Source organism: Posidoniimonas corsicana (assembly GCF_007859765.1).
Taxonomy (GTDB): domain Bacteria; phylum Planctomycetota; class Planctomycetia; order Pirellulales; family Lacipirellulaceae; genus Posidoniimonas; species Posidoniimonas corsicana.
In genome coordinates this window covers 451,273-476,071 of sequence record NZ_SIHJ01000003.1, presented here as the reverse complement: position 1 = coordinate 476,071, position 24,799 = coordinate 451,273, and the positions used below count along the sequence as shown (strand labels likewise).

Sequence of the window (24,799 nt, the reverse complement as noted above, 5' to 3'; positions counted from 1 at the left end):
CTTCGGGATCACCTCTTCTGGACCGTGCTTCTTACCCTTCGGCATCCTTCTACCTCCTCAAAGGTCATGTCCTCGACGCCCGGGATTATCCCAAACGGCGTGGACTTATTTGAAGGGGCTGGGTCAGTGGCTGATGTGGGCTGCTGAGAACCTGAGTCTGCTCGCAACCGGGGCTGCACAAATTCTACCGCCCGGCGGACGACGCCTGGGTGTCGGAGGTAAAGGGGACATTCTGGCTCTGTCGAAAACCCCATCTTGCTAGCTAAACAACGTCGCCGCATGCGTTCGTACAGAGTGGATGGCGACGACAAGCAAGTCCCCGGCGGCGGTGCTACACGCGGCTTGGCGGGTTGCGCAGGATGCACTGCCGGCGTACTCTCACCGGCTGGTGGCACTGCTTCGGTGCCACTGCCCAGCTTGCTGGCAGTGCGAAGCGTGTGCAGGGTTCGCACTGCCAAACAAGTTGGCAGTGGCACCGAGTAGCAGTGCCACCGGCCGATTTCCGACCTTGGATCAGCGGGCTAGCTCGTTGGACAACCTTCTTGAACCGGACGAATGCTGCCGAAGCTATTCACGAACATCACTAGTATACAACCCGGAAGACTCTATGAAGGCGTCTATTCGCTTAGCACCAACCTTGGCATGCCCGCTAAGTTTCTCCATCGCAACTGCTAAGTAAGACCCCACTCCTCGTGCAATACGATACGGCAATTCCTCGTCAGGGAACTGCATAGATGTATCGTATCGCTGGCCTCGCATTGGCCAGCTTGGGAACGAATGATCTACCATTTCTTGGGCTGCATTCAGGAACCCGACCGTGGTCGATTCGTATCCCTTGTCTTGAACTGCTGAGCTTAATACAGAAACGATTCCTTCGTAGACACCGGACAGGTCGGCCCCATCAATTCCTGCATGAGCAAGCAAGTCTTCTAGTTCGTCGCACTGCCTCTCTAGAGTCGTCATATTCCTACAATTCGACTGTCAGCCCATGGCCTGTATCAATACTAAGAAACTGCTCGATCTCAGACCATGGTATTACCCTCAGAACGCTAGGCCTGTCGGCGCCCGATCGGAGAAAGTCTGCATATGAAGTTGACGGAACAGTGTGTCGGTCGCACTCAGTTGACGCACTGCCGTAGAAGGTCGTCCTTACTGGAATCTGAGCATCTATTCACTCTCTTCCTCTTCCACAGGCGCCGGAATCAAGTCGCCAGAGATGAACCCCGTGGCGTGCACTGAGGTAACGGTTCGACTTCGGACCGCTCCGCTAGCGGCGTGTGAGCAGCGCGCCCACTGAGATGAAGTGGAACTCGTAGCGGGCCGGGTCGTCGATCAGCCGCTGCTCCACCCGCTGGTAGATCGACTCGAGCGTGTCGGCCTGCAGGGGACTGTCCGGCAACGCCGCGGCCAGGATCGCCTCGGTGAACGCCCGCAGGAAGCCGGTGTAGTCTTTCGCCCAGGCGGACCGGTCGCCCGACTCCGCGAACGCCGTGTTGAAAGGGATCGGCACGTCGTGGCTCGCGTGCCGCTCCAGCCGGAAGCACGCCGCCAGGCGGTCGTCGGCTTCGATCGGCCGCACCAGCTCTTCGACGGTGCGGAAGTAGATCGGGAAGACCAGCCGCTCGTACACCGCGCGGTCGAGCGTCCCGTCGTCCACGCCGTCGAGCACCGCGTCGCTCAGCACGTCGTAGATGCCGTGGCTGGTTGAGTGCCGATCGTCGCGTCCGAACACCTGCACCAGCAGCTTGCCGCCTGGGACCAGCTCCGCGGCCCGGGCCGCGTAGAAGTTGTGCAGGTCCTGCTCCGCCTGCCGGCGGTACGGCGCCCGCTCGTCCTCGCTGACCGACACGCCCTCCCGCGGCGCCAGCGGGCCGGGGCCCATCGGCAGGATGAAGTTCGGCAGCCCGGCGTCGGGCCGCTTGTCGAGGAACCCGATCGCGTTGAACGTGGTCGCGATGTGCAGCGACGCCGGCGGGACCAGGCGGCCGAACGCGGTGCCGCCCACCGCGCCCACAAACACGTCGTCCGACGTTACGGCCGCCGTGCCGCCCGGGTAGAGATTGGCAAACAGGCGGTTGAAGTCGTTGGTCGGCAGGTCGCTGAACAGCAGCCACAGCGAGCGGGACGTCGCAAACCGCAACCGCCGCGCTACCCGGTCCAGCGCGTAGAGCGCGTTGGCGCCCTCCGACGAGCCGATGTCCATCACGCCGACCGGCGCAGGGTCGCCGCCCGCCAGCGGCAGGTCGGCGACCGCCTCTTCCAACCAGGGGAGGAACTCGTCGAGCGCCGACCGCTGGCCGCCCGAGTGAGCATCGTAGAAGCCGCCCGCCTTCATCCCGGTGGTCGTTGGCATGGTTGTTTCCTTTAGATCCCCCTGGGCCCGAAAGACCGGAGTCTTGTCACTTTCTAGACACACCTTTGCGCCCGCGCAAGACTGGCTGCCGAGGCTACGACGCCTAGCATTCGACCGCATTGGGCGGCCGGAATCCACTACCATCCGGCAGGCAAGCGATCCTGCTACGATGGTGACGGCGCCGCTCGATTCAATTCTACTCCCAAGAAACGCCTGTCGAGTACGAAGAGGCCGGTAACACGCCGCCTACGATCACAGCAAGTAGAGAACCACCTATGAGAGCACGTGGTCGGGTCAGACCCAGCAAGCCGACGTCGGCCATCGGCTGCATAGTGGGCGTGTTGTTCGTTGGGATTGGGGTGTTCGTTGCCATCCCCGGCGCCGGCGGCTTCGGCGTTCTCTGGACGATGGTCGCGATAGCGATCACCGGCTACCACGCCCTGAATCTGTTCACCGAGCACGGCGTGGCCCAAGAGGTCGTCGAGTTCGACACGCCGCCTCGCCCGGATTCGCCTCCCGCCCCTAAGGAAACACCCGAAGAGCGTCTCACCCGGCTGACAGCGCTAAGGGAGAAGGGCTTGATCAGCGAGCAGGAATACGAGCAGCAGCGCCAGCGGATCCTTGATGAGATCTAGGAACTACCCGCGTTCGACGCGGGTCTCGATGACTTCGGCGTCGATGATCTCGTCGCGGCCGCGGTGGGGTTCGCCCATCGTTGCGCCGCCGGGGGGGCCGGAGAAGCTGGTCGCGACCCGCACGTTCCGCGCGGCCCAGGCCTTGATCAGGCGTTTGACGATCGCCCGCAGCGGCGGGATCAAGAGGCTGAAGCCGAACGCGTCGGTCAGGATGCCGGGCGTGATCAGCACCGCGCCGGCGACCAGGATCAGCGCGCCGTCGAACAGCGCGTCGCCCGGCATCTTGCCGCCCGCCATCTCTTGGCGGATCCGCGTCAGCGTTTGCAGGCCCTGCTGCTTGGCGAGGGTTGCGCCCAGCACGCCGGTCAGCAGCACCAGCGCGATGGTTGCCGGAAGGCCAATGCCGTGCGCGGCCAGCCGGTACAGGATCGCGAACTCCGTGACCGGGATCGCGACGAACAGGAAAATGAGCAGGAGCAGTGGCACAGTGGGATCCTACGGAAGGCTCGCCGGCGTGGCAATCGGCCGTTTGACGGGCGTGGGCGTCCAGCAGCTGTTCGCCGCTAGGCGCCGCGGATTGGGGCGGGTCCCCGCCGGGCGAGCAGATATATCGCAATCGGCGCAGTGCCCAGGAGCAGGATCCCCAGGTAGTTGGCGGCCAGGTCGGACAGCTCGGCGCCGCGGTAGGGGGTGAGCAGGTTGGTGGCCTCCTCCAGCGTGCAGAGCGCCGCGGCGATGGTTGCGCCGAGCCCGAGCGCCGCCCACGGCGACCCCGTGCGCCGCCCCAGCAGCACGCAGTTGATCAGCAACGCCAGCCCGCCAGAGAACAGCGTGTGCAGCAGCTTGTCGCCCATGGGCGCGGAGTGCACCTCGTTGATCAGCGGCGCGTAGCGGCCCAGGTCGGCCGAGACCGCCAGGGCGACGCTGATCAGCAGGTAGGCGCAAAGGATCCAACGCATATCTTCTTCCTCGGTCAATCAGCGGAGCGGCTTCTCGGGAATCCCATCGCCGGCGGCAAGCGGGGCGTGCGCGATTCCGGATGTCGCGGTTGCAAGAGCCGGGCGGCCATGCCTGGCACAGAGGGGCGGGCGGCTACTCTTGGCGGGGCGCCCGGAACACGGCCGGGGTGAGCTCCTTGATCTGGGGGCCAAGCCCCGGCGTCAGGTCGCTGCGGACCAGCACTACGTCGGACTCGCCCTGCCCGGCCGCGGCCTTGCCGTTGTGGTTCACGAACAGGTCGGAATCCATGGCAGGGCAGTCGCAGTGGACCTGGAAGCCGACGCTGCCGTCCTGATAGAGCACGTTCTGACCGCCCTTGGCGCCGTGGTTCAGGCTCACCCAGCCATCTGGCGTGTAGGTGGGGGCGTCGCTGAGGATCGGCGAGCGGGAGTTCTCGTAGTTGAGGATCGGGTAGTAGACGCCGTCATCGACGTAGCCCAGGCGGTAGGCGTAGCTGCCCGCCATCCAGCGGCGGAGCTGGGCCAGCACCTCGCCCTTGGCCTGCTCGAGCTGCTCGGGCGTGGGCGCGACAATGATCAGCCGCGCCTTGCTGTTGCGTAGCTTCTCCTGCAGACCAGAGGCGCGGCACCACAGGAGCCGCTGCAGCTCGGATTGGCTCATCACGCCGCTCTCGACCAGGCGGACGGCGAACATGCCGGCGTTCTCGTCGCGGCGAATGTAGGGGAAGTGGCCGCGGGGTTTCTTGGTCGGTCGGTCGCTGTCGACTGACCGATCCAGCTTGACGCGCATGACCGCCGGGTCGGCGTTGTCGCCTAGGGAGAACGCGTTGCGCTCGGCGTACAGCTGCATCGCCTTGCCGATCTCGCGCATGTTGTCTTCGCAGAGCAGCCGGCGAGAGGTCGCGCGGCTCTGCGGCAGCGCGGGCAGCAGCATGGCGGTGACCGCCAGCAGCACGCCGGCGGCGACGCAGACATCGACAAACGTGAACCGCGACTTGTGGCACGGGGCGTCGACGCCGTCGCGCAGCGCGGACAGGCGGGAGATGCAATCGGCCGTGCGATCGGCCAAGCCGTCGGGGCAGTCGTGCTGGGGGGCCGGGTCGGCGTCGTCTGTCAGGCCCAGGCCCGCGCGGATCTGCTCCAGCTCTTTCCGCAGGCAGGGCTCGTTGGCCAGACGGGCCTCAAGCTCGGCGCGCTCGGCTTCGTCCAACTCTCCCAACAGATAGCAGACAAGCTTCTCGCGCATCGGGACGCCGGCTTCCGGTTGCAGATTCAGGCCGGCCCGGCGGCGCTGGTTGAGCGACGCCGGGCCCTGCCTAGTGTAACCCGTACAACGGGAGGCTGCCGAGAAATCTGGTCAACACTGCGACGCCGCCCGCTGTGGGCCGTGCCGCTCCGGTGCTAGTCCCAGTCCTGCCACGCCTTGCCGAGCTGGCCGATGGCCGAGTGCAGACGGCTCTTTACCGTCCCCACGGGCACCGACAGCTCCGCCGCGGCCTCGCGGTACTTGAGGCCGTCGAAATAGACCAGCGAAACGGCCGATCGGAGCTGCTCCGGCAAGGCGGCGACCGCCTTCCGTACCCACTCCATACGCTCGCGGCGGTCAAAGCGTTCGTTCGGGCCGAGCTCTTTGCTGCCCAAAAGATCGATCAGGGCGCCGACTTCTTCGCTCTCGGCGCGGTTCGGCTTATCCAGGCTGACCGCTTGGTGCCGGCGGTTACGGCGCTGCAGGTCGATAGCCTGGTTGGTGGCGATGGTGTAGAGCCAGGGGCGGAACTTGCGGCCCGAGTCGAAGCTGTCGGCCTTCAGGTGCACCTGCAGGAACGCCGCCTGGAAGGCGTCTTCGGCCATGCCGGCGTCGCCTAGGTAGCGGCGCAGGTAGTTGTAAAGCTCTCGCTCGTAACGCTTTATGAGCGCCGCCAAGTGACCGCCGGCGGGGTCCCGCTGGTGTTCGGCCAGCACCTGCTCGTCGGTGCGCGCCTTGGCGTCTGCGTTTATGGTCTTCCCCTTAGCCATCGCGGGCTCCAATGTTCCGGTAGAAACGTGGGTGCGTGCCTCCGTGGACTGCGTCTTCATGGTTACGAACTCCTGATCACAGGGCTCGACGCCAAAGGGGAACCAGATCCATGACTCCCCGCCGTCATTAGTGTTTTTCCAAGGGCCCCCGCGTCCTCCTCTGCGTATCCCTGGGCCTTGGGCGAGCCAGCCTGTTGTGGACTCCGCCACGGCTGACCCTCGATGAGTCGCAACACGCCTCTAGCTGACTGATTGTAACGACTCGATCTATGGATGAGCTAACGCAACCCCTGTGCCGGTGAGGACTTACGGGGCTTCCGACTCAACCCGACTACCCGCGTAACTCTTTACGTTCTATCTACTTACGCACTCGCACCAACGGTTGGTTCGGCCGATTTGGGAAAAAAACACCCGTTCCGATCCTGCCAATTTTGCATGCCGTTGTAGGGTGGACACCTACCGACTGTCGCAGAACGGTCCAGATGCGTATCAACTTGAGACCCCCCGACTGGCAATCATCCGTGCCAAAACTGCTGGGCTCCGACTGGATTATTCGCCGGTGGTTGGGAAGTCTTGCAGGGTTAGAACCCGGTACACCTCGATGAGTTCCTCGCTGGTCCCCGCCACCCCGGACGAAGTAGACTTATTGCGGCCAGCAGCAGGCCTCATCCACTACCCTGTGGGGACCGCCTTGATGTGGACGCCCTACCAGCTCCCGGACCACCTGATCGTGCTGCCGGTGCTGACAGCCGGGTCAGACCCGCGCTACCAGCGAACCGCTGACGCGGCGGACCAGGCCGCGGACCTCCAGCACGCTCAGCGTCGACAGCACGCGGTGGACCGGCACGCCCGACTGCTGCACGACGTGGTCCATCTGGGTGGGGGCGGCGCCGATGGCCTGCAGGACTGACTGCTCGACGTCGTTAAGGTTGAGCTCAGCGACGCTCCGCAGTTGTCCGCCGCCCGGCCGCGGCACGCCCTCGACCAGCGGGCCGAGTTCCTCCAGCACGTCGTCGACGGTGGCGACCAGCTTCGCGCCGTCCTGGATCAGCTTGTGGCAACCCTTGGACAGGCGGCTGTCGACCGGTCCGGGAACGGCGAACACCTCGCGTCCCTGCTCGTAGGCGTGCCGCGCTGTGATGAGCGAACCGGAGCGGTCGGCGGCCTCGACCACCAGCACCCCGAGCGACACGCCGCTGATGATGCGGTTGCGTTGGGGGAATGCGCCGCTCATCGGAGGGCGCAGCAGCGGCGCCTCGCTGAGCACGGCGCCCTGCTTGGCGATCTCGAGCGACAGTTCGGCGTTCTCCGGCGGGTACGGCTTCAGGAGCCCGTTGGCCAGCACCGCAATCGTGCGACCGCCCGCCCCCAGGGCGCCGCGGTGCACGGCCGTGTCGATGCCGCGGGCCATGCCGCTAACCACGGTGACTCCGGCGCGGGCGAGCGCCGCTGCGAGCCGCTCTGCCTGGTCGAAGCCGTAGCGAGTGGCGTGCCGCGATCCAACAATGGCAACCGCCAGCTGATCGGTCGGCAGCAGCTCGCCCCGCACGAACAGCAGCGGCGGCGGATCGGGGATCTCGCGCAGGGCGCGGGGGTAGGAGTCCGAGTCGCGCAGCACAATCGCGATCCCGTGACGGGCCGCGCGGTCCAGCTCGGACTGCGCGTCGATCTCCTCGCGCGCCGACGCGATGCGGCCGGCGAGCGTCGCGCCGACTCCCTCGACGCCGGTCAGGCGTTCGGCAGGCTGGGCGAGTATCTGCTCGGCGTCGCCGAACGCGGCCTGCAGGTTCTCGCGCAGGCGCGGCCCCACGCCGCGGACCAGCGACAAACAGACTTCGGCCAGCAGCCGCTGGTCGTCGGGCGGAGGCATAGCAGCGGAGACCGGGGCACGAACCCGGCGCACGCCGCGCTGGGGCTTACCGCAGTCTAGTCACCCGCGGCGCCGCTTGCAGCGATTTACCGGACGGCCCGCGTATCAACGCCCGGGCAGCGGGCCTCACAGAACAGCTTGACCAGTTCCGCGACGCCCTTGGCGCCCATTTTAGTCATGATCTTCGCACGGCGGAGCTCGACCGTGCGGAGTCCGATGCCGAGCTTCTTGGCGGTCTCTTTGTTGGCGAGCCCCTCGAGCATCGAGTCGAGCACCTGGCGTTCGCCCTGGGTGACGGTCTCGAGCCGTTGCCGCAGGACCATCGTGCGGAGCCGTCGGCCCTCGGTCTCGCGGCCGTACTCCAACGCCTCGCGGATGGCGTCGCACGGGTCGACGTCGTGCGAAGCGAGGTCGACCACGTCCCGCGCGCCCAGTCGGAGCACGCCGACCACTTCCGGCAGCTTCGGCGAGTTGCAGACCGCGACAACCGGCAAGCCAGGGTGCACGTGGTTGATGAACTCGGGGATGCGTTGCGAGATGATCTGCGAGAGCGGGCCGGCGAGCAGCAGGCACTGCTCCTCGTCACTGTCGCTTGTCGGCATTCCGGCCCGTGCGACCATGCGTGTGGCGAGGTCTTTGTGCTGGGCGTTGGAGTCGTCGGCCCAGGCGTCCGGGGTCTCGTAGATGTGTGGCTTGACGCCACACTTTTCCATCAGCTGCTGAACAATGTGGAGGTGGTCGGTGCTTACGGGGATTGCGCTTAGCTCGTTCACAATGACTGACTTGGGACCTTCTCGCGCCTATGAGTGGCGACCCGCGGTCCGCCGCCGCCGCCCTAATGCGCAGTGTAGCAATGCCTGGTAAGTAGCCTGGCCGCGACGCGCGTCGGCGCGTCCGCCAGCCCCTTCTCCTACCCGTATTCTCGGATACGGATTCGGAGTCGTGCAACTCCAATGGTGGATTACAGAGGCTTATTGCGGCTTGCCGGATGATTCACCGCATAGCGCTTACCACATCGTCCTGCTTCGGCGCGTCGACCAACTGCACCTCGCCGATGCGCGTTGGCAGCACAAAGCGCAGCTGCCCGTGCTGCACCTTCTTGTCGCGCCACATCAGCGACTCGATCTCAACGGGATCGATCTCCGCGGGCAGCGTGGTCGGTAAACCGACCTTCTCGAGCAGCGCGGTCTGGCGGCGGGTCGCCTCCGCATCGATCATGCCCAGGCTCTCCGCCAGGCGGGACGCGCACACCATGCCGATAGCCACCCCCTCGCCGTGCAGGAGGGACTCGTAGCCGGTTGCCGCCTCGAGCGCGTGGCCGAAGGTGTGGCCGTAGTTGAGGATGGCGCGGCGGCCGCTCTCCTCGCGCTCGTCCGCCTCAACGACATCCGCCTTCAGGCGGCAGCTGTGCGCGATCACGCCGATGAGCGTCTGGGGGTCACGCGCATTGATGGCGTCGGCCTGCTGCTCGAGCTGCGCAAAGAAGTCGGCGTCCATGATCACGCCGTACTTGATCACCTCCGCCAAGCCAGCTCGGTAGTCGCGGTCCGAAAGCGTGGACAGCACGTCGACGTCGATCAGCACGCCGTGAGGCTGCCAGAACGCGCCCACCATGTTCTTTGCGCCCGGCAGGTTCACGCCCACCTTGCCCCCGACCGAGCTGTCGACCTGCGCGAGCAGCGTGGTGGGCGCCTGGAAGAACGCCAGGCCACGGGCGTAGCTGGCCGCGACCCAGCCGGCCAAGTCGCCGACGACGCCGCCGCCGACCGCCAGCACGGCTGACTTGCGGTCGGTCCCTTCGGCGAGCATGGTCTCCCACAGCTCGGCCGCGACCTCGACGTCCTTGCTCCGCTCGCCGGCGTCGATGACCATCACGTTGACCTCCAGCCCGGCCTCGACGAGCTGGTCCGCGACGCGGTCGGCGTGCAGGCCGTCGACGTTGTCGTCGGTGATCACCACCACGTGCGACGTGTTGTTGCGCTGGGCGATGAACGCGCCGGCGTCGGCCAGCAGGCCCTGGCCGATGTGGATGTCGTAGCCGCGGTCGGCAAGGTTGACGCGGACAGTCTTGGCGGGCTGGGGCATAGAGGGCTATGGGGGACGGCGGGGTCTGGTAGTGAACCCACCATCATAGCCAGAGAAAGCCCACCGCGGCAGGAAGCGTCGCCCGCGGCTAGGACGCGCGCCGCTGGACGCCGCCGCCTAGCAGGTCCTCGCAGGCCGCCACAACGCGGGCGGTCGTCAGCTGGAGGAAGCAGTCACGGTGGGCGCAGGCCCGGCCCTGCTTCGGCTGGCAGGGCCGGCAGGGCACGTCCACCTTCACCGCCCGGGCGGAGGGCGAGAGCGGATAGAACTTGTCGAAGTTGGCCGGCCCGTACAGCCCGACCGTCGGCGTGCCGGCCGCGCAGGCCACGTGCAGCGGCGCCGAGTCGTTGGTGACGAACAACCGCAACCGGCTGATCAGCTCGAACGCCTCGAAGAAGGGCAGCGGCGAAGTATCGATCACCGGGCCCGGGATCCCGCTGGCGACCCGCTGCACGGCCTCCTGCTCCGACGGCCCGCCGAACAACAGCAGTGGCATGCCGGTCTGCGCCTGCAACCTTGCGCCAACCTCGGCGAATCGGCTGGCGGGCCACCGCTTGTACTCGTACGACCCGCCCGGGTTCAGCCCGATCAGTTCCCTGCCCTGCAGCTGGTGGTCGTAGAGGAACCGGTCGACGTTCTGCTTAGCAGACTCCGGCGTGTGGAACGCTAGGCGTGGCTCGGTCTGGAGCAGCTCTTTGCCCAGCCACCCGGCCTCGACCAGATACCGCAAGTTCGAGAACGCGGAGTGCTCGCGGCCCGTTTCATTGCGGTCGTCGAAGTCAAAACGATCGCTGAACAACCGGCTGAGCGGCTGGCGGCTGTTGCCTACCCGCCGCTCGCCCCGCGCCCCCCGCGCGACAAGCGCGCTGTCGGTCACGTTGTGCAGGTCGACGATCAGGTCGTAGCGCTCGGCGCGTAGCTCGCTGATGAACGCCGACAACGTCCGACTAGCCTCGGCGACGGCGCCCCGCTTGGCGGCGACGCTGAGCTGCTTCTTCGGCAGCAGCAGCAGGCGGTCCACCAGCGGGTGGTGCGCCAGCGCTCCGCCAAACCGCTTGTAGGTCGCGAAGTCGATCCGCACGCCGGGGTAGCGTTCGGCAAGCGCGGAGATAGCCGGCGTAGCGAACAGCACGTCGCCCAGTGAACTGAGCCGGATCAGCAGTACCCTCATGCGGCCTCCCCCCGCGCCGCCAGGATGCCGGGCAACATCTCGTCGCAGTGCTCGGCAACTAGGTCGACGCCGATGGCCCGCATCGCGTAGTCGTCGGCGCCGGGCTGCTTGCGGCCGGGCGACTCGTCGAGCTCGACCTGGACCCGTCGGTTGTTCTCGCCGTACGCGCCGCACCACGAGGCGACGCTCGGCCCGTGGAGGCTGATGGCCGGCGTGCCAACCGCCACCGCTAGATGCATCGGCCCGGTATCCGAGCCGACAAACAGCGCCGCTCGGCGTTCGAGCGCGGCGAGCTGGGTGAGCGAGGTGTCCGGCGCCAACCGCGCGGCGGCGTCGCTGCTGCGGAGGATGGTCTCGGCCAGGGTCCGCTCCTCCTCGCCAGCCCAGGCGACCAGCGTCGGCACGCCGTGCGAGCGGAGCAGCCGCGCGGCGAGTTCTCCGTACCGCTCCGGCGGCCAGCGCTTGGACGTCCAGCCGGCGCCCGGGTTCATAATGACAAAGCCGCGGCGTTGCAGCGCGTAGTCGCTCAGCAGGCCATCGGCGAAGGCGGCGTCGGCGTCGGTCTCCGGCAGGCGGAACTCGACCCGCGGGGTGTCGATTCCCAGCGGCGCCAGCACGCCCAGGTACTGGTCGATCACGTGGTTGGCGCGGACGAGCGTCCGCTCGTTGTTGAGCACGCGGCTCAGCTCGCGACCGTGCCGCCCCGCCACACCCAGCCGACGCCGCGCGCCGCTCAGGTAGGCGGCCAGCGCGCTCTTGGTCAGGCACTGCAGGTCGACGGCCGTGTCAAAACTTCTCTCGCGGAGGGTTGCCCGCAGCTCGCGGATCTGGCGCCAGCTGCGGTACCACCGCCGCGGCGCGCGGATCACCTCATCCAGCGCGGGGTGGCCGTCCAGCAGCTGCGCGCCGGCGCCCTCCACTACCCAGCTGATGTGCGCATCGGGGTGCGCTCGACGGATCGCGCAGAGCGCGGGGACGCCGTGGATAACGTCGCCGATGGCGGTCAGCCGGACAATTAGCAGTCGCTGGGGTGTGCTCACCCTGAGGAGGTCCCGTGTGGTGCTAGCGTCGCGCGGCGAGTCCGCCGCGGGGGCCGGCATGATAGTGCCGGGCCGGAGACCCACCAAGGCGGATTGGTGCTAGCAGACCCGCCGCGGCGGCAAGCTGGAGAAGCCCTGCCGGTTTTAGCGAAAACTCCGGCAGTTTCGGTTAGGCCGAGACGCCGGGCGGCCGATACCTCCCACAGCGGGGATCCACGGCGATCGTTCTCCGTGTGACAACGCCCTTAAGCATGGCGAGTTTCCCCTCGTCTGGAGAGAGCAAACATGCGATCAACCCTTCTCATCCGATTCGCCCTCAGCGCCGCGTGCACCGCGGCCTTGATCCCGACGCCGGCCGCGGCGCAGGAAGTCGTGTTCTTCGACGACTACAGCTCCGAGGGCGCGAAGTACCCCGTGCCCCAGCCGAAGTCGCAGCCCAGCGCCCGCCGCGTGGGCCGGTCGGTCTCGTCGACGCGCATCCCCGCCGGCGTGCCCATGCCCAACAGCATGTCGCGTCAGCAGGCGGCGCAGGCGTTCAACCAGCAGGCGGACGCCCAGTCGGGTCAGCAGACCAACGCCAGCCCGCTCAGCAAGCTGGGCGCGGGCATCAAGGGCCTGTTCTCGCGTGACGAGGCCCAGCCGCAGCAACAGGCCACGCGGGCCGTCCAGCCGGCCGCCTTCGGCGCGGCGCCCGCCCCTCGCAGCAACACCGCCAGCCGCGGCCGTTCCGCCAGCGGCGGCGTCGCGATCCGCCAGGGCGACCAGCGCCGCGGGCTGTTCGACCTGGCCTTCGGGTCGGACGACTCCGGCCCCTCGCAACCGAGCCAGCCCTCACGCCAGGTCGCCTCGCGTAGCAACACACGTAAGCCGACCGCGCGGTCCAACCGCGACAGCGCCGAGTCGGCGATGGTCGCCAGTGCGACGCCGCAGCCGCGTCAGCAGCGCAGCAGCAGCAGCGCCGGACCGGCCTCGCTGCCGCAGCTCAGCGGGTCGCCGCTGCCAGCCATGAACCGCGGCCCCGCGATGGGACCGGTTGGCATGCCGACCGCCCTGCCGCCGCAGCAGAACCCACGCGACCTGTCCAAGCCGAGCGACGGCGTGGTGATGGTGAGCGACCAGCAAGCCGAATCAAGCGAGCCGATGGTGTTTGTCTCGTCGGACGACGCCGCTGACGACGAGCCGCTGTTCATCACGGACCTGCCGGGCGACCAGCCCGAGTCGGCGCCCGCCGCCAAGCCGCAAGCGTTGGCCTCGGCGCCGCAGCGGACCGAGCCGGCGCCCAAGCCGCTGATCATTGAAAACACCAAGGCCGACCTGCCGATCGTGACCACGCCGCCGGCGCCGGTCCGCCAGGCGCCCACGGTCGAGCCGTCCGGGTCGGTGATCGCCAGCGTCTCGGCGCCGCAGCCGACGCCGCGTGCGACGCAGCCGAAGCCCGTGGCGCAGCCCAAGCCGATGAAGCGGCCGCAGGCCAAGCCGCAGCCGGCAGCCAAGGTGGCGGTGCTGCCCAACCCGGTAAAGGTCGCCGAGGAGGAGCAGGCCAAGCAGTGCTCCGAGCGGGCCGCCGCCCTGCTCGCCGAGGCCCACTACCTGGCCCGCGACGCGCAGAGTGAGGAAGAGTTCACCCGTGTGGTGCAGCAGTGCCGCCACGTGCTGGCGATCGACGAGTCGGAGGTCGCCGTGCAGTACAGCAACGAGCTCGCCTCCTGGGCGCTCAACAAGCGTGGCGAGCTGAAGGCGGACCTCGGCATGATGAAGGAGGCCATGGTCGACTTCAACGACGCGGTCACCAAGGACGCCGGCCAGTGGCGGGCGGTCCACAACCGCGGCGTGCTGATGGCCCAGTCGGGCGACTTCTCGCAGGCCTTCGACGCGTTCAACAAGACGATCGAGCTGAACCCGAAGTTTGCCAAGGCCCACTCGAACCGCGCTTCGCTGTACGTGCAGGCCGGCGAGTTCGAGACCGCCCTCTCCGACTACAAGCGGGCCATCTCGCTCGACCCGGACCTGATCATCGCCCACAAGGGACGCGGCCGCGTGTGCCACGTGCTGGGCCGGTTGGAGGAAGCCCTGCAGCACTTCGAGGCGGCCGCCCTGCTGTCGCCCGAGGACGCCGGCATCGCCACCTGCCGGGCCGACCTGCTGGTCGACATGGGACGCTACGCCCAGGCCGCGGCCGGGTACGTCCGGGCGATCGACCTCGATCCCCAGGACCCCATTGCCCACCGCAACCTGGCCTGGCTGCAGGCCACCTGCCCCGACCGTTCGTACCAGGACGGGCAGCGGGCCGTGGCGAACGCCAGCCGGGCGATTGAGCTGTCCGGCGCCGAGGACGACATCTGCCTCGACACGCTGGCCGCCGCCCAGGCCGCCGCGGGCGACTTCCCGTCCGCCATCGAGACCATCAAGGAGGCTATCTCTCTGGCGCCCTCCAGCGACCAGAGCGAGTACGCCGAGCGGCTGAAGCTGTACGAAGAGGAGAAGCCGTTCCGCACCACGCCCGCCGGCGTCCGGCAGGCGAGCTACTCCGACACGAACGGAGCCGGGCTGAAGTAGAGTGAGATCAAGTTGAGCTAGCGAAGTCGGCCACCGCCCGCGAGGCACACGGAGCAATCCGAAGAGGCAGGCGGCGGCTGATAAGATTGGGGGGGACGTGAGGGCCCGGTCGCAAGACCGGGCCCTTCGGTTTTTGATCCCCGCAGTTTCCGGGAACCGCCGTCATCGGGCGCATGAAGCATCGCGGCTCGGCCGCGCGTCCATTTGCCCAAGATTCCTCGATCCCCAGCGAATACGCGTCTAAGATACCCCCACGGCCAGATCCGACGCCCCCAACCCGAGGGACCGCTTGCTCCCCTTCATCATCATCGCCGCCGTGCTCGTGCTGATCGTCGTGGGGGCGATCTTCTCGCACCGCGCCGCCCAGGCCCGCCGCGACGCACTCTCGGCGATCGCCGCCGAGCGTGGCTGGACGTTTGTCGCCGACCGCGACCGCGACCACGACGACCACTTCCGCCAGTTCCGCAACTTCCGCCAGGGCAACGGACGCTACGCGTACAACTCGCTGTTCGGCAGCCTCGAGGTGGACGGGCAATCCTGCGCTCTGAAGGCGGGCGACTTCCACTACCAGACGCAGTCCACCAACAGCAAGGGACGCACCACCACCCACCACCACCACTTCAGCTACCTGCTCGCGGACCTCCCGCACCCAGAGGTCCCCAACATGACCATCCGCCCCGAGGGGATGTTCGACAAAATCGGCGCGTTCTTCGGCTTCGACGACATCGACTTCGAGTCCGTCGAGTTCAGCAACAAGTTCCACGTAAGCGGCGCGGACAAGCGTTTCGCGTACGACGTTGTGCACCCGCGGATGATGGAGTTCCTGCTCGCCACCCGCGGGCCCACGCTCGCCATCTGCCAGGGCCACGTGCTGGTCACCCAGAGCGGCAAGTGGAAGCCGGAGGAGTTTCCCCACTACGTCGAGTGGCTCACCATGTTCTTCGATCGCTGGCCGCAGCACGTGCTGGCGGACCTCAAGAGCCGGGCGTAGGCTATCGCGATAGGAACCACGCCCCGGCCAGCCACGCAAACGCCTGCCCCGCGCACAGCAACTCTAGTATGAACGAAGCCGCCATCGTGATGCTGCTGGTCATCGGGGTACCCTTCCTCCTGGTCGGCGTGTTTGTGCTGGCCAACTACAACCGCCTGGTGCGGGTGCGGCAGCACCTGCGCGAGAGCTGGTCGGACATCAGCGTCGAGATGAAGCGGCGGTACGACCTGATCCCCAACCTGGTGGAAACCGTCAAGGGCTACGCCGCGCACGAGCAGAGCGTGTTTGAGGAGATCGCCAAGCTCCGCTCCCAAGCCATGCGCAACGAGGGCTCGGCCGCGTCGCAGGCGGTGGACGAGCGGGCGCTGGGGATCGGCGTCGGCAAGCTGCTCGCCGTGGCCGAGGCGTACCCCGACCTGAAGGCCGACACGCACTTCCTGGCGCTCCAGCAAGAGCTGACCAACACCGAGGACCGCATCGCCGCCGCGCGGCGGTTCTTCAACGGCAACGTCCGCGAGCTGAACCAGCTCTGCCGCGCGTTCCCCACCAACCTGATCGCCAGCATGTTCGGTTTTGAAGAGTCGAGCTACTTCGAACTCGACGACGACGCCCAGCGCACTGCGCCGAGCATCCAGATTTAGCCCCGCGCCACTAACCACCGAATGACAAAAAAACCCCGGCCACGCGTCTTGCGAGGCCGGGGTTTCTGAGTTGGCGCCGGGTTCCTCAGGCCGCGGCGCCCTCCACCTGTGACTTCTTCGCACGACGCAGCCGCGGGGCGAGCATCGGCACGCGTTGCTGATAGTCGGCATAGTCCTGCCCGAGGGCGTCGACCAGGTCGCGTTCCTCCCAGCGGATTGCTACCAGGATGTAGGCGGTCATTGCCACGGCGAACGCCAGGTGCGCGGCGCCCATCGTGGGGGTCGCCCAGGCGGCCGTGATCCAGCCGACGTAAAGAGGGTGACGCACCAGCGAGTACGGGCCGGGCGTCTTGAATTCGAGCGGCGTGTAGGGCTTGCCCCGCAGGCAGAGCCACACCTGCCGCAAGCCGAACAGGTCGAAGTGGTTGATCAGGAACGACGACCCGAACACCGTCACCCAGCCCGCGGCGAACAGCGCGAACAGTGCGACGCGGGCCGCCGGTTGCTGCACGTCCCAGACGATCCCGCCCATGGGCCGCCAGAGCGCGAACAGGGCGATCAGCGTCAGGCCGCTCGCCAGCACGTAAGTGCTGCGTTCCGCCTCAGCAGGGATGCGCCGGACCAGCCACCGCTTGAACGCGGGGCGGGCCATCACGCTGTGCTGCACGGCGAACGCCAGGATCAGCCCCAGGTTGACCGCAACCGCGCCGACAAGCGAACCCTGCAGAGGTCCGTCGATCGATGTGGGGACCAAGAATTTGCCGATGAAGCCGATCAGGTACAGCAGCACGCCGAACCCGACCGCGTAGCTCAACACCCCATAAACAAACACTGCGACCCGCCGCGTCATTTCGCTCGCCTCTGCTTTCTGACAATGGTTTCTCTAGGATTCTCTCGCCGCGGGACCCCCGCCGCACGCCCCTCCTACGGGGGTCGGGGCGGGGCGTTACAAACCGGGCGCAAAAACCTCTCGGAGTCGGTACAATCCGGCGTCCCCCCGCCCCGCCCTCCCGCTGCCCCGCCGTGCGCCTGGCCCCCATCGAACTCGCCCACCCGGCTTGCCGGCTGCCCAAACGGGTTGAGAAGCTCCTCGACGACGCCGACGCGCGGATCGAGCGGCTGCAGTTCGAGCACCGCGACCGCCCGATCGCCGCGTTTGTGCCGTGCGACTTCGTCGAGGCGTACCGGGTGCTGGCCTACCTGTCGGAGGTGAACCTGGCGCCCGGGCACCGGCTGCTGGAGTGGGGCAGCGGCGCCGGCGTGGTGACCTGCCTGGCCGGCATGCTGGGGTTCGACGCCATCGGCATCGAGGTGGAGGCGCCGCTGGTCGAACTGTCGGTCGACCTGGCCGAAGACTACGGGGTCGAGGTCGAGTTTGTCTGCGGCAGCTTCGTGCCCGACGGCTACGAGGACGAGATCGACGAGCAGCGCGACATCAACTGGCTGCGGACCGACGCCGCGTCGGCCTACGAGGAGATCGACCTCGACCCGGACGACTTCGACATCATCTTCGCGTACCCCTGGCCCGGCGAGGAGCAGATCGTGTTCGACCTGTTCCGCCGCCGCGCGGCCGAGGGAGCCCTGCTGCTGACCTACCACGGGCAGGACGGCATGCAGCTGCACCGGCGGGTGCGGTAGCGGCGGCCGAACACAGCCACGCGGGGCAAGAAATGGCTTGCTCCGCCATGCGTTCCGAGGGTGCGGTACAATCAGGCTCCCTTCAGCCGTGCTCACCGCCCGATGATCGCCCCACTCGACCGCAAGCTGATCCGCGACCTCGCTGGCATGTGGGGCCAGGCGCTGATGATCGCGCTGGTGGTGTCTGCCGGCGTGGCGACCTTCATCAACTCGCGGACCATGCTCTACTCGCTGGAGACCACCCGCGCCGGCTTCTACGACCGCTTCTACTTCGCCGACGTGTTCGCCGGCGTCAAGCGGGCGCCGGAGTCGATCAAGCAGCGCGCCGCCGAGATCCCCGGCGTGGCGCGTGTCGAGTCGCGGGTTGTGGAGATGGTCAACCTGGACGTGCCGGGCATGGAGGAGCCGGCGGTCGCGCAGCTGATCTCGATGCCGGTCTCCGGCGAGCCCGCCCTGAACCGCGTCTACCTGCGGCGCGGACGCCGGCTTGAGCCGGGACGCGACGACGAGGTGCTCGCCAGCGAGAAGTTCACCGAGGCGAACGGCCTGACCGTGGGCGACTCGGTCACGGCCATCATCAACGGTCGTAAGAAGGACCTGCGGATAGTCGGCGTGGTGCTGTCGCCGGAGTACGTGTTCCAGGTCAAGCCGGGCGACCTGGTGCCCGACCCAGAGCATTTCGGCGTGTTCTGGATGAACCGTGAGGCGCTGGAGATGGCGTTCGACATGGAGGGCGCGTTCAACGACCTGACGATCGGCCTGATGCGCGGCGCGGAGGTCGAGGAGGTGATCTTCCGCCTGGATAAGCTGCTGGTGCCGTACGGCGGCCTTGGCGCCTACGGCCGTGAGGACCAGCTGTCGCACATGCTGCTGGAGAGCGACATCCAGGGCCTCAAGACCACCGGCCTGGTCGCGCCGAGCATCTTCCTGGCGGTGGCGGCGTTCCTGCTCAACGTGGTGCTGGCCAGGCTGCTGGCCCTGCAACGGGAACAGATCGCCGCGCTCAAGGCGTTCGGCTACAGCAATGTGGCGATCGGCTGGCACTACCTGAAGTTTGTGCTGGTGATCATCTGCTTCGGATCACTGCTAGGCATGGTAGGCGGGTTCTTCCTGGCGAGGACTTTCACTGTGATGATCGCCGAGCTGTACCAGTACCCGGAGCTGATTATCCGGATGCGGCCCTCGGTGGTCGCCACCGCGGTGTCGGTGGCGGCCGGCGCCGCGCTGCTGGGCGCCGTGGGGGCGGTCCGCCGCGCGGTCCGCGTGCCGCCGGCCGAGGCGATGCGGCCCGAGCCGCCGGCCAGCTTCGGACCCACCCTGCTGGAGCGGCTCGGCCTGGGCAGGGTGCTGCCCAGTTCGGCGCGGATGGTGCTGCGGCAGATCGAACGGCGGCCGGTGAAGAGCGGGCTGTCGGTGCTGGCGATCGCGCTGAGCGTGGCGATCATCGTGGTAGGTCAGTTCATCCAGGACTCGATGGACTACACGCTCGACCACCAGTTCTTCCGCGTGCAGCGGTACGACATGGCCGTCAGCACGCTCGAGGCGAGCTCCACCGACATCCTGCACGACCTGTCGCACATGCCGGGCGTGATGCGCGTGGAGCCAGTGCGGACGGTCGCCGCGCGGATCCGCTTCGGCCCCCGCAGCCGCCGCGTGGGGCTGATGGGCCTGCCGCGCGACGGCACGCTGTACCGCATGGCCGACGACTCCGGCGCGCTGTACCGCCCGCCACCCGGCGGCGTGACGCTGTCCGCGTCGCTCGCCCGACGGCTGGGGGTGGAGGTCGGGCAGCTCGTGCGGGTTGAGACCCTCGAGGGCAAACGCCCCGCGGCGATGCTGCCGGTGGTGTCGCTGCTGGAGGACCTGCAGGGGCTCAACGCGTACATGGACATCGACTCGCTCAACCGCCTGATGCGGCAGGGCCCACGCGTCACCGGCGCGTTCCTGATGACCGACTCGGCCCAGCAGACCCAGACCTACCACGCGCTCAAAGAGACGCCCAAGGTGACCGGCGTGACGCTCAAGTCAAGCGCCATCGAGAGCTTCACCGAGACGCTCGCAAAGAACCTCGGCACCATGAAGAAGATCAACCTGTTCTTCGCCTGCGTAATCGCCGTTGGCGTGGTGTACAACAGCACCCGCATCGCGCAGTCGGAGCGGAGCCGCGAACTCGCCACGCTGCGGGTCGTGGGGTTCACACGGGGCGAGATCTCGGCGATCCTGCTGGGCGAGCTCGGCCTGCTGACCCTGGCGGCGATGCCGCTGGGGTGGATGATGGGCTACAGCTTCGCCGCCGGGCTGAACCTGCTGATGAACCAGATGGAGGCCTTCCGCTTCCCGCTGGTGGTAGAACGGTCCACCTACGGCATCGCTTCGGGCGTGGTGCTGACCGCCGCCACGCTCTCCGGCCTGCTCGTCCGGCGGAGCTTGGACCACCTGGACCTGATCGCCGTGCTGAAGGCGCGTGACTAATGTTGGGCCGCGGCATCAGATCGCTGCTCTAGCAGCAAACACAGGATCACATCCCCCTACGGACCATTCCGCCCCGTCTCCTCGCCTCATGCAAAACTGGCTCAGCAAGCTGTTCTTCCTCGCGGTCGGCCTGGCGGTGGTCGGCGGGCTGGTGGTGGCGTTCCTGCCCGAGCCGGTGGACGTCGACATGGCGACCATCGAGCGTGGATCGCTGCTGGTCACGGTCGACGAGGACGGCAAGACCCGCATCCGCGAGAAGTACGTCGTCAGCACGCCGCTGTCCGGAAGGCTGCTGCGGATCGACCACGACCCGGGCGACACGGTCACCGCCGGTCAAACCGTGCTGGCCGTTGTGGAGCCGCGCGACCCGGAGCTGCTGGACGCCCGCGCCGTCAGCGAGGCCGAGGCCCGCGTGCAGGCCGCCGAGGCGGCGCTCAAGCGTGCCGAGCCGGTGCTGGAGCAGGCGCGGCTGCGCCAGGCGCAGGCTGAGCGTGATCTGCAGCGCTACCGCAACCTGGTCTCGTCGGGCGGCGTCACGCAGGAAGAGTTCGAGGACATCGAGGCCACCTACCAATTCGCGAGCGAGGAGCTGAGGGCGTCGCGGTACTCGCAGGAGATCGCCGAGTTCGAACTAGAGCAGGCCCGCGCCGCGCTGCTCCGCACCCGGCCCGCGGAGGAGAACGCCGCGGACGGGGCCGACGGCGCCAACGGCTGGAACATCACCATCCGCTCGCCGATCGACGGGCGGGTGTTGCGGGTGTTCCAGGAGAGCGCCGCGGTTGTGACCGCCGGCACGTCGCTGCTGGAGCTGGGCGACCCAACCGACCTCGAGGTGGAGATCGACGTGTTGTCCAGCGACGCCGTCCGCGTCCGGCCGGGCGCGCGGGTGCTGCTGGAGCACTGGGGCGGCGACAACACGCTGGAGGGCCGGGTGCGGCTGGTCGAGCCAGCCGGGTTCACCAAGATCTCGACCCTCGGCGTCGAAGAGCAGCGAGTCAACGTGATCGTCGACCTGGTCGACGACCCCGCCGCCCGCCAGCAGTTGGGCGACGGCTTCCGCGTCGAGGCGCGGATCGTCACCGCCAGCGCCGACGACGCCTTGGTGGCGCCGACCAGCGCGCTGTTCCGATCGGGCGGCGACTGGGTCGTGTTCAAGGTGGTCGACGGCCTGGCCGTCCAGACGCCGGTCGACGTCGGCAAGCAAAACGACCTGCTGGCCGAGGTGCTGTCGGGGCTGTCCGAGGGCGACCGCGTGATCCTCCACCCCAGCGACCGTGTGCGGGACGCCTCGGCCGTCCGCTCCCGCACCGGCAACTAGCCACGCCGCACAACCGCCCCAACCGTGCTCCACGGTTCCAGGGCGTTCGCCGCACGCACGGCCGCGTCGCAGGGACCAGGAAAAACCCTCCTGATAGCCCGCCCGCGGGTTCCTAGATATAGTGGATGAGGAACAGACCCATCCCCAGAGGCGCTGCGAAACATGGGCATCGGCCAGATGTTTAAGTCCATGCTCGATTCGGGCAAAGTGGACATCGAGAAACGCTACGAGATCCTGCGCGCCGCCGTTTCCGGCACGATGTCCGATTTCCACATGGCGCGCGACCGGAAGACCGACCAGATCGTCGGGCTGAAGATCCTCGACAAGAAGAAGACCGAGCAGCTCGAGGCGCGTTTCAAGGGGCTCGACAAGCCGTCCGAGGGCGAGATCTCGATGTCGATGGTCCACCCGCGGATCGTCGTGACCCACTCCTACGGCATGACCACCAAGGGCGAGCAGTTCATCGTCATGGAGTTCCTGGACGGGCCGGGCCTCAACTCCTGCATCATCGGCCGCAGCAAGATCCTCGACGGCAACCGCCTGACGCTGATGTCGCAGGCGGCCGAGGCGATCGACGCGGTGCACAAGGCCGGCTACATCCACCGCGACGTCTGCCCGCGGAACTTCGTGTGCGCGAAGGACGGCGCGTCGCTCAAGCTGATCGACTTCGGGCTCACCGTGCCCGCCACGCCGCCGTTCCAGCAGCCCGGCAACCGCACCGGCACGCCCAACTACATGGCGCCGGAGGTGGTGCGGCGGCGGTCGACCGACCAGCGGCTGGACATCTTCGCGTTCGGCGCGTCGATGTACGAGATGTTCGCCTTCGAGCTGCCGTGGGTGCGCGGCGCGGACGGCCTGGCCGCCATGACGCACGGCGCCAGCGAGCCGCCGCCCCTGTCGCAGTACTACCCCAAGATCCACCCGGAGCTGGAAGCGATCATCATGAAGTGCATCGAGGCCGAGCCGGGCGACCGCCCCTCCTCGATGGAGTCGATCCTAAAGCAGCTCCGCCGGCTCAAGAGCGAGGACGCCGCCTAACCGGGCGGGCCGCCGGAACACCCCCAACAAAGACACGAAGTCTCTCATGAAGATTGCCTACCTCGACTGCGCCAGCGGCATCAGCGGCGACATGACGCTCGGCGCCCTGGTGGACGCGGGCGTGGACCTCGACGCCGTCCAGAGCGGCATCGACTCGCTCGGCCTGCCGAGCTGCCGGCTAGTGAAGGAGACGGTGAAGAAACGCGGGTTCCGCGCCACGCAGATCATCGTGGAGCACGAGCCGGAGCACGCGCACCGGCACCTGCACCACATCACCGCGATGATCGACCAGAGCACGCTCTCCGAGCGGCAGCGCGACCTGGCGACCCGCATCTTCACCCGCCTGGCCGAGGCCGAGGCCCGCGTGCACGGCTCGACGATCGAGAAGGTGCACTTCCACGAGGTGGGCGCGGTCGACTCGATCGCTGACATCGTCGGCGCGGCGATCGGCTGGGACCTCTTGGGCGTGGAGAAGATCTACTGCTCGCCGATCCCCACCGGCACGGGCTTCGTACAGATCGCCCACGGCCGCTGCGCTATCCCCGCGCCCGCCACCGCCGAGCTGCTCAAGGGCGTGCCGCTGGCGGCGTTCTCCCCCGAGGGCGAGCTGACCACGCCGACCGGCGCGGCGATCGTGTCGACGCTGGTCGAGGGCTTCGGCCCGCTGCCGGCGATGACCATCCAGACCATCGGCTACGGCTCGGGCCAGAAGGACTTTGACCACCCGAACCTGGTCCGGCTGCTGGTGGGCGAGGCCGCCGACACCGCAGCGTCCGGCGGGGCAGACGCGATCGTCCTCCTCGAGACCAACCTGGACGACTCCACCGGCGAGGCGGTCGGCGCATGCGTCGAGCGGCTGTGGGACGCCGGAGCGCTGGACGTCTGCCTGACGCCCATCCAGATGAAGAAGGGCCGCCCCGGCGTGCTGCTGTCGGTCCAGGCCCGGCCGCACCAGGCGGACAAGCTGGCCGGGGTGGTCTTCGCCAACACCACGGCGCTCGGCCTGCGGCGGCAGACGATTCCCCGGATGGTGCTGCCCCGCCGACGCGCCGAGGTGGACACCGACTACGGGCGGGTGGGCGGCATGGTCGCCACGCTGCCGGGCGGGTCGGAGCGGTTCACTCCCGAATACGACGATTGTAACGCGGCCGCCCAGGCGCACGGCGTCACGCTTGCACAGGTTTCGCTGGCCGCGGCCCAGGCGTTCAGCCGAGCGCAATCCTGATAGGCCCCTGTTTCCCAGCGGGCCGGCCCCGGTGAGGAATCGGCATGCTCCCGCTCGCGGACAATCAGTTGCTCACGAGCCTGATGCTGCTGGCGGGCAGCGCCATGCTGACGTTCTTCCTGCTGCGGCGGAACTTCCGCTACTTCAAACGCAACCGCGCGTCGCAGGACAGCTCGCCCATCGCCAAGCAGCCCCGCCCGACCGGCGAGTGGTCCGGCGCCTACAAGGACTCGTCGGCGATGATCGACCGGCAGATGGTCGAGCTGCACAACTCCGGCCGTGAGCTCAAGGCGCAGCTCGACAACAAGATCGTGGTCCTGCAGGAGCTGTGCGCGAAGAGCCAGCGGCAGATCGACCGCATGGAAGAGCTGCTGCGGGAGATCGACGCCAAGCGCTGACGCCGGGCGGGGCTTAGCTCGCCTGCGCGGGCGAGCGCTCTGCCACGGGCGAACTCGCACGTCGGCGTGTGGGCGGCGCGTCGACCGCCGGCCGCCACTCGTCCTCGGCGACCTGGACGACCCTCCAGCCGGCCGCCAGAGCCACGCCGGCGCCCAGCACCTGGATCGCCGCGACCGTTAGCGGGTGCAGGCGTTCACCCCGCCGGGGAGCGGCGTTTAGCAGCGCCGACCGCTCCCAGCCGTCCGCCGTGCGGACCCACTCCAGCGACGCGGGCGTACGCTGGTCGGGCGTGGCCGGCCAGCGCGAAGCGGCGGCCGCACCGGCGGCGAGCAGGGCGATGAGGATCAGGGGGCTTCGCAAGGAGGCGCCTCGGCGGGGTTGCTGAACCAGCA

General features: G+C 67.9%; 23 protein-coding genes. 10 read left to right on the top strand and 13 right to left on the bottom strand.

The genetic code is table 11. The annotated features are described in order from the left end of the window. Positions 1-567: 567 nt before the first annotated feature. Together KOR34_RS21335 and KOR34_RS21330 are read right to left on the bottom strand one after the other, a co-directional pair. The gene (locus KOR34_RS21335; RefSeq protein ID WP_146568037.1) at positions 568-963 is read right to left on the bottom strand and encodes a hypothetical protein; all 396 of its coding nucleotides are present in this window, start codon (positions 961-963) and stop codon (positions 568-570) included. 304 nt (positions 964-1,267) lie between these two features. Next, entirely contained in the window at positions 1,268-2,353 is a 1,086-nt protein-coding gene (locus tag KOR34_RS21330; RefSeq protein WP_197531643.1) for a hypothetical protein, read from the bottom strand. A 275-nt stretch (positions 2,354-2,628) separates the two neighbouring features. Here KOR34_RS21330 and KOR34_RS21325 point away from each other — a divergent pair, with 275 nt between their 5' ends. Then, complete coding sequence (locus KOR34_RS21325) at positions 2,629-2,988, top strand: SHOCT domain-containing protein (RefSeq protein ID WP_146568035.1); 360 nt, start codon at positions 2,629-2,631, stop codon at positions 2,986-2,988. 3 nt (positions 2,989-2,991) lie between these two features. Here KOR34_RS21325 and KOR34_RS21320 read toward each other — a convergent pair whose 3' ends face one another. From KOR34_RS21320 to KOR34_RS21280, 9 genes are all read right to left on the bottom strand, one after another. Next, positions 2,992-3,474, bottom strand: a complete 483-nt coding sequence (locus KOR34_RS21320; RefSeq protein ID WP_146568033.1) for an FxsA family protein — start codon at positions 3,472-3,474, stop codon at positions 2,992-2,994. 77 nt (positions 3,475-3,551) lie between these two features. Beyond that, the gene (locus KOR34_RS21315; protein WP_146568031.1) at positions 3,552-3,947 is read right to left on the bottom strand and encodes a hypothetical protein; all 396 of its coding nucleotides are present in this window, start codon (positions 3,945-3,947) and stop codon (positions 3,552-3,554) included. A gap of 133 nt (positions 3,948-4,080) precedes the next feature. Further along, positions 4,081-5,193, bottom strand: a complete 1,113-nt coding sequence (locus KOR34_RS21310; protein WP_146568029.1) for an anti-sigma factor family protein — start codon at positions 5,191-5,193, stop codon at positions 4,081-4,083. Positions 5,194-5,348: 155 nt separating this feature from the next. Then, a complete protein-coding gene (locus KOR34_RS21305) occupies positions 5,349-6,023 on the bottom strand; it encodes an RNA polymerase sigma factor (RefSeq protein ID WP_228714725.1) in 675 nt (224 codons plus the stop codon). A gap of 694 nt (positions 6,024-6,717) precedes the next feature. Further along, positions 6,718-7,833, bottom strand: coding sequence for a DNA-processing protein DprA (gene dprA, locus KOR34_RS21300; protein ID WP_146568027.1), 1,116 nt, complete (start codon positions 7,831-7,833; stop codon positions 6,718-6,720). Positions 7,834-7,919: 86 nt separating this feature from the next. Further along, the gene (locus KOR34_RS21295; RefSeq protein ID WP_146568025.1) at positions 7,920-8,606 is read right to left on the bottom strand and encodes a response regulator transcription factor; all 687 of its coding nucleotides are present in this window, start codon (positions 8,604-8,606) and stop codon (positions 7,920-7,922) included. A 220-nt stretch (positions 8,607-8,826) separates the two neighbouring features. After that, on the bottom strand, positions 8,827-9,918 hold the full coding sequence (aroB, locus tag KOR34_RS21290) for a 3-dehydroquinate synthase (RefSeq protein ID WP_146568023.1): 1,092 nt from the start codon (positions 9,916-9,918) through the stop codon (positions 8,827-8,829). Positions 9,919-10,006: 88 nt separating this feature from the next. Beyond that, positions 10,007-11,089 carry a glycosyltransferase family 9 protein gene (locus tag KOR34_RS21285; RefSeq protein WP_146568021.1) on the bottom strand — a complete coding sequence of 361 codons (1,083 nt, stop codon included), beginning with the start codon at positions 11,087-11,089 and terminating at the stop codon, positions 10,007-10,009. Continuing rightward, positions 11,086-12,129, bottom strand: coding sequence for a glycosyltransferase family 9 protein (locus KOR34_RS21280; RefSeq protein WP_197531642.1), 1,044 nt, complete (start codon positions 12,127-12,129; stop codon positions 11,086-11,088). Before KOR34_RS21280 ends, KOR34_RS21285 begins: the two co-directional genes overlap by 4 nt. Before the next feature lie 285 nt (positions 12,130-12,414). On the opposite strand from KOR34_RS21280, the gene KOR34_RS21275 reads away from it, so the two are divergent. The 3 genes from KOR34_RS21275 to KOR34_RS21265 all read left to right on the top strand — a co-directional run bounded on the left by KOR34_RS21275 (position 12,415) and on the right by KOR34_RS21265 (position 16,317). Further along, complete coding sequence (locus KOR34_RS21275; protein WP_146568017.1) at positions 12,415-14,685, top strand: tetratricopeptide repeat protein; 2,271 nt, start codon at positions 12,415-12,417, stop codon at positions 14,683-14,685. 289 nt (positions 14,686-14,974) lie between these two features. After that, the gene (locus tag KOR34_RS21270; RefSeq protein ID WP_146568015.1) at positions 14,975-15,676 is read left to right on the top strand and encodes a hypothetical protein; all 702 of its coding nucleotides are present in this window, start codon (positions 14,975-14,977) and stop codon (positions 15,674-15,676) included. A gap of 68 nt (positions 15,677-15,744) precedes the next feature. After that, positions 15,745-16,317, top strand: coding sequence for a LemA family protein (locus KOR34_RS21265; protein WP_146568014.1), 573 nt, complete (start codon positions 15,745-15,747; stop codon positions 16,315-16,317). A gap of 85 nt (positions 16,318-16,402) precedes the next feature. On the opposite strand, the gene mddA is transcribed toward KOR34_RS21265, so the two are convergent. Then, positions 16,403-17,167: a methanethiol S-methyltransferase gene (mddA, locus tag KOR34_RS21260; protein WP_146568012.1), complete on the bottom strand. Its 765-nt coding sequence runs from the start codon at positions 17,165-17,167 to the stop codon at positions 16,403-16,405. 173 nt (positions 17,168-17,340) lie between these two features. Between mddA and KOR34_RS21255 the strand changes: the two genes are divergently transcribed. From KOR34_RS21255 to KOR34_RS21230, 6 genes are all read left to right on the top strand, one after another. Beyond that, entirely contained in the window at positions 17,341-17,955 is a 615-nt protein-coding gene (locus tag KOR34_RS21255) for a hypothetical protein (protein ID WP_146568010.1), read from the top strand. A gap of 102 nt (positions 17,956-18,057) precedes the next feature. Beyond that, positions 18,058-20,427, top strand: a complete 2,370-nt coding sequence (locus KOR34_RS21250; RefSeq protein ID WP_197531641.1) for an ABC transporter permease — start codon at positions 18,058-18,060, stop codon at positions 20,425-20,427. A gap of 88 nt (positions 20,428-20,515) precedes the next feature. After that, positions 20,516-21,745, top strand: a complete 1,230-nt coding sequence (locus tag KOR34_RS21245) for an efflux RND transporter periplasmic adaptor subunit (protein ID WP_146568009.1) — start codon at positions 20,516-20,518, stop codon at positions 21,743-21,745. A gap of 177 nt (positions 21,746-21,922) precedes the next feature. Further along, a complete protein-coding gene (locus KOR34_RS21240) occupies positions 21,923-22,783 on the top strand; it encodes a serine/threonine protein kinase (protein ID WP_228714724.1) in 861 nt (286 codons plus the stop codon). 46 nt (positions 22,784-22,829) lie between these two features. Further along, positions 22,830-24,008, top strand: coding sequence for a nickel pincer cofactor biosynthesis protein LarC (gene larC / locus KOR34_RS21235; protein WP_146568005.1), 1,179 nt, complete (start codon positions 22,830-22,832; stop codon positions 24,006-24,008). Positions 24,009-24,052: 44 nt separating this feature from the next. Continuing rightward, a complete protein-coding gene (locus KOR34_RS21230) occupies positions 24,053-24,406 on the top strand; it encodes a hypothetical protein (protein ID WP_146568003.1) in 354 nt (117 codons plus the stop codon). 13 nt (positions 24,407-24,419) lie between these two features. Here KOR34_RS21230 and KOR34_RS21225 read toward each other — a convergent pair whose 3' ends face one another. Beyond that, complete coding sequence (locus KOR34_RS21225) at positions 24,420-24,767, bottom strand: hypothetical protein (protein WP_146568001.1); 348 nt, start codon at positions 24,765-24,767, stop codon at positions 24,420-24,422. Between the last annotated feature and the right edge of the window lie 32 nt (positions 24,768-24,799).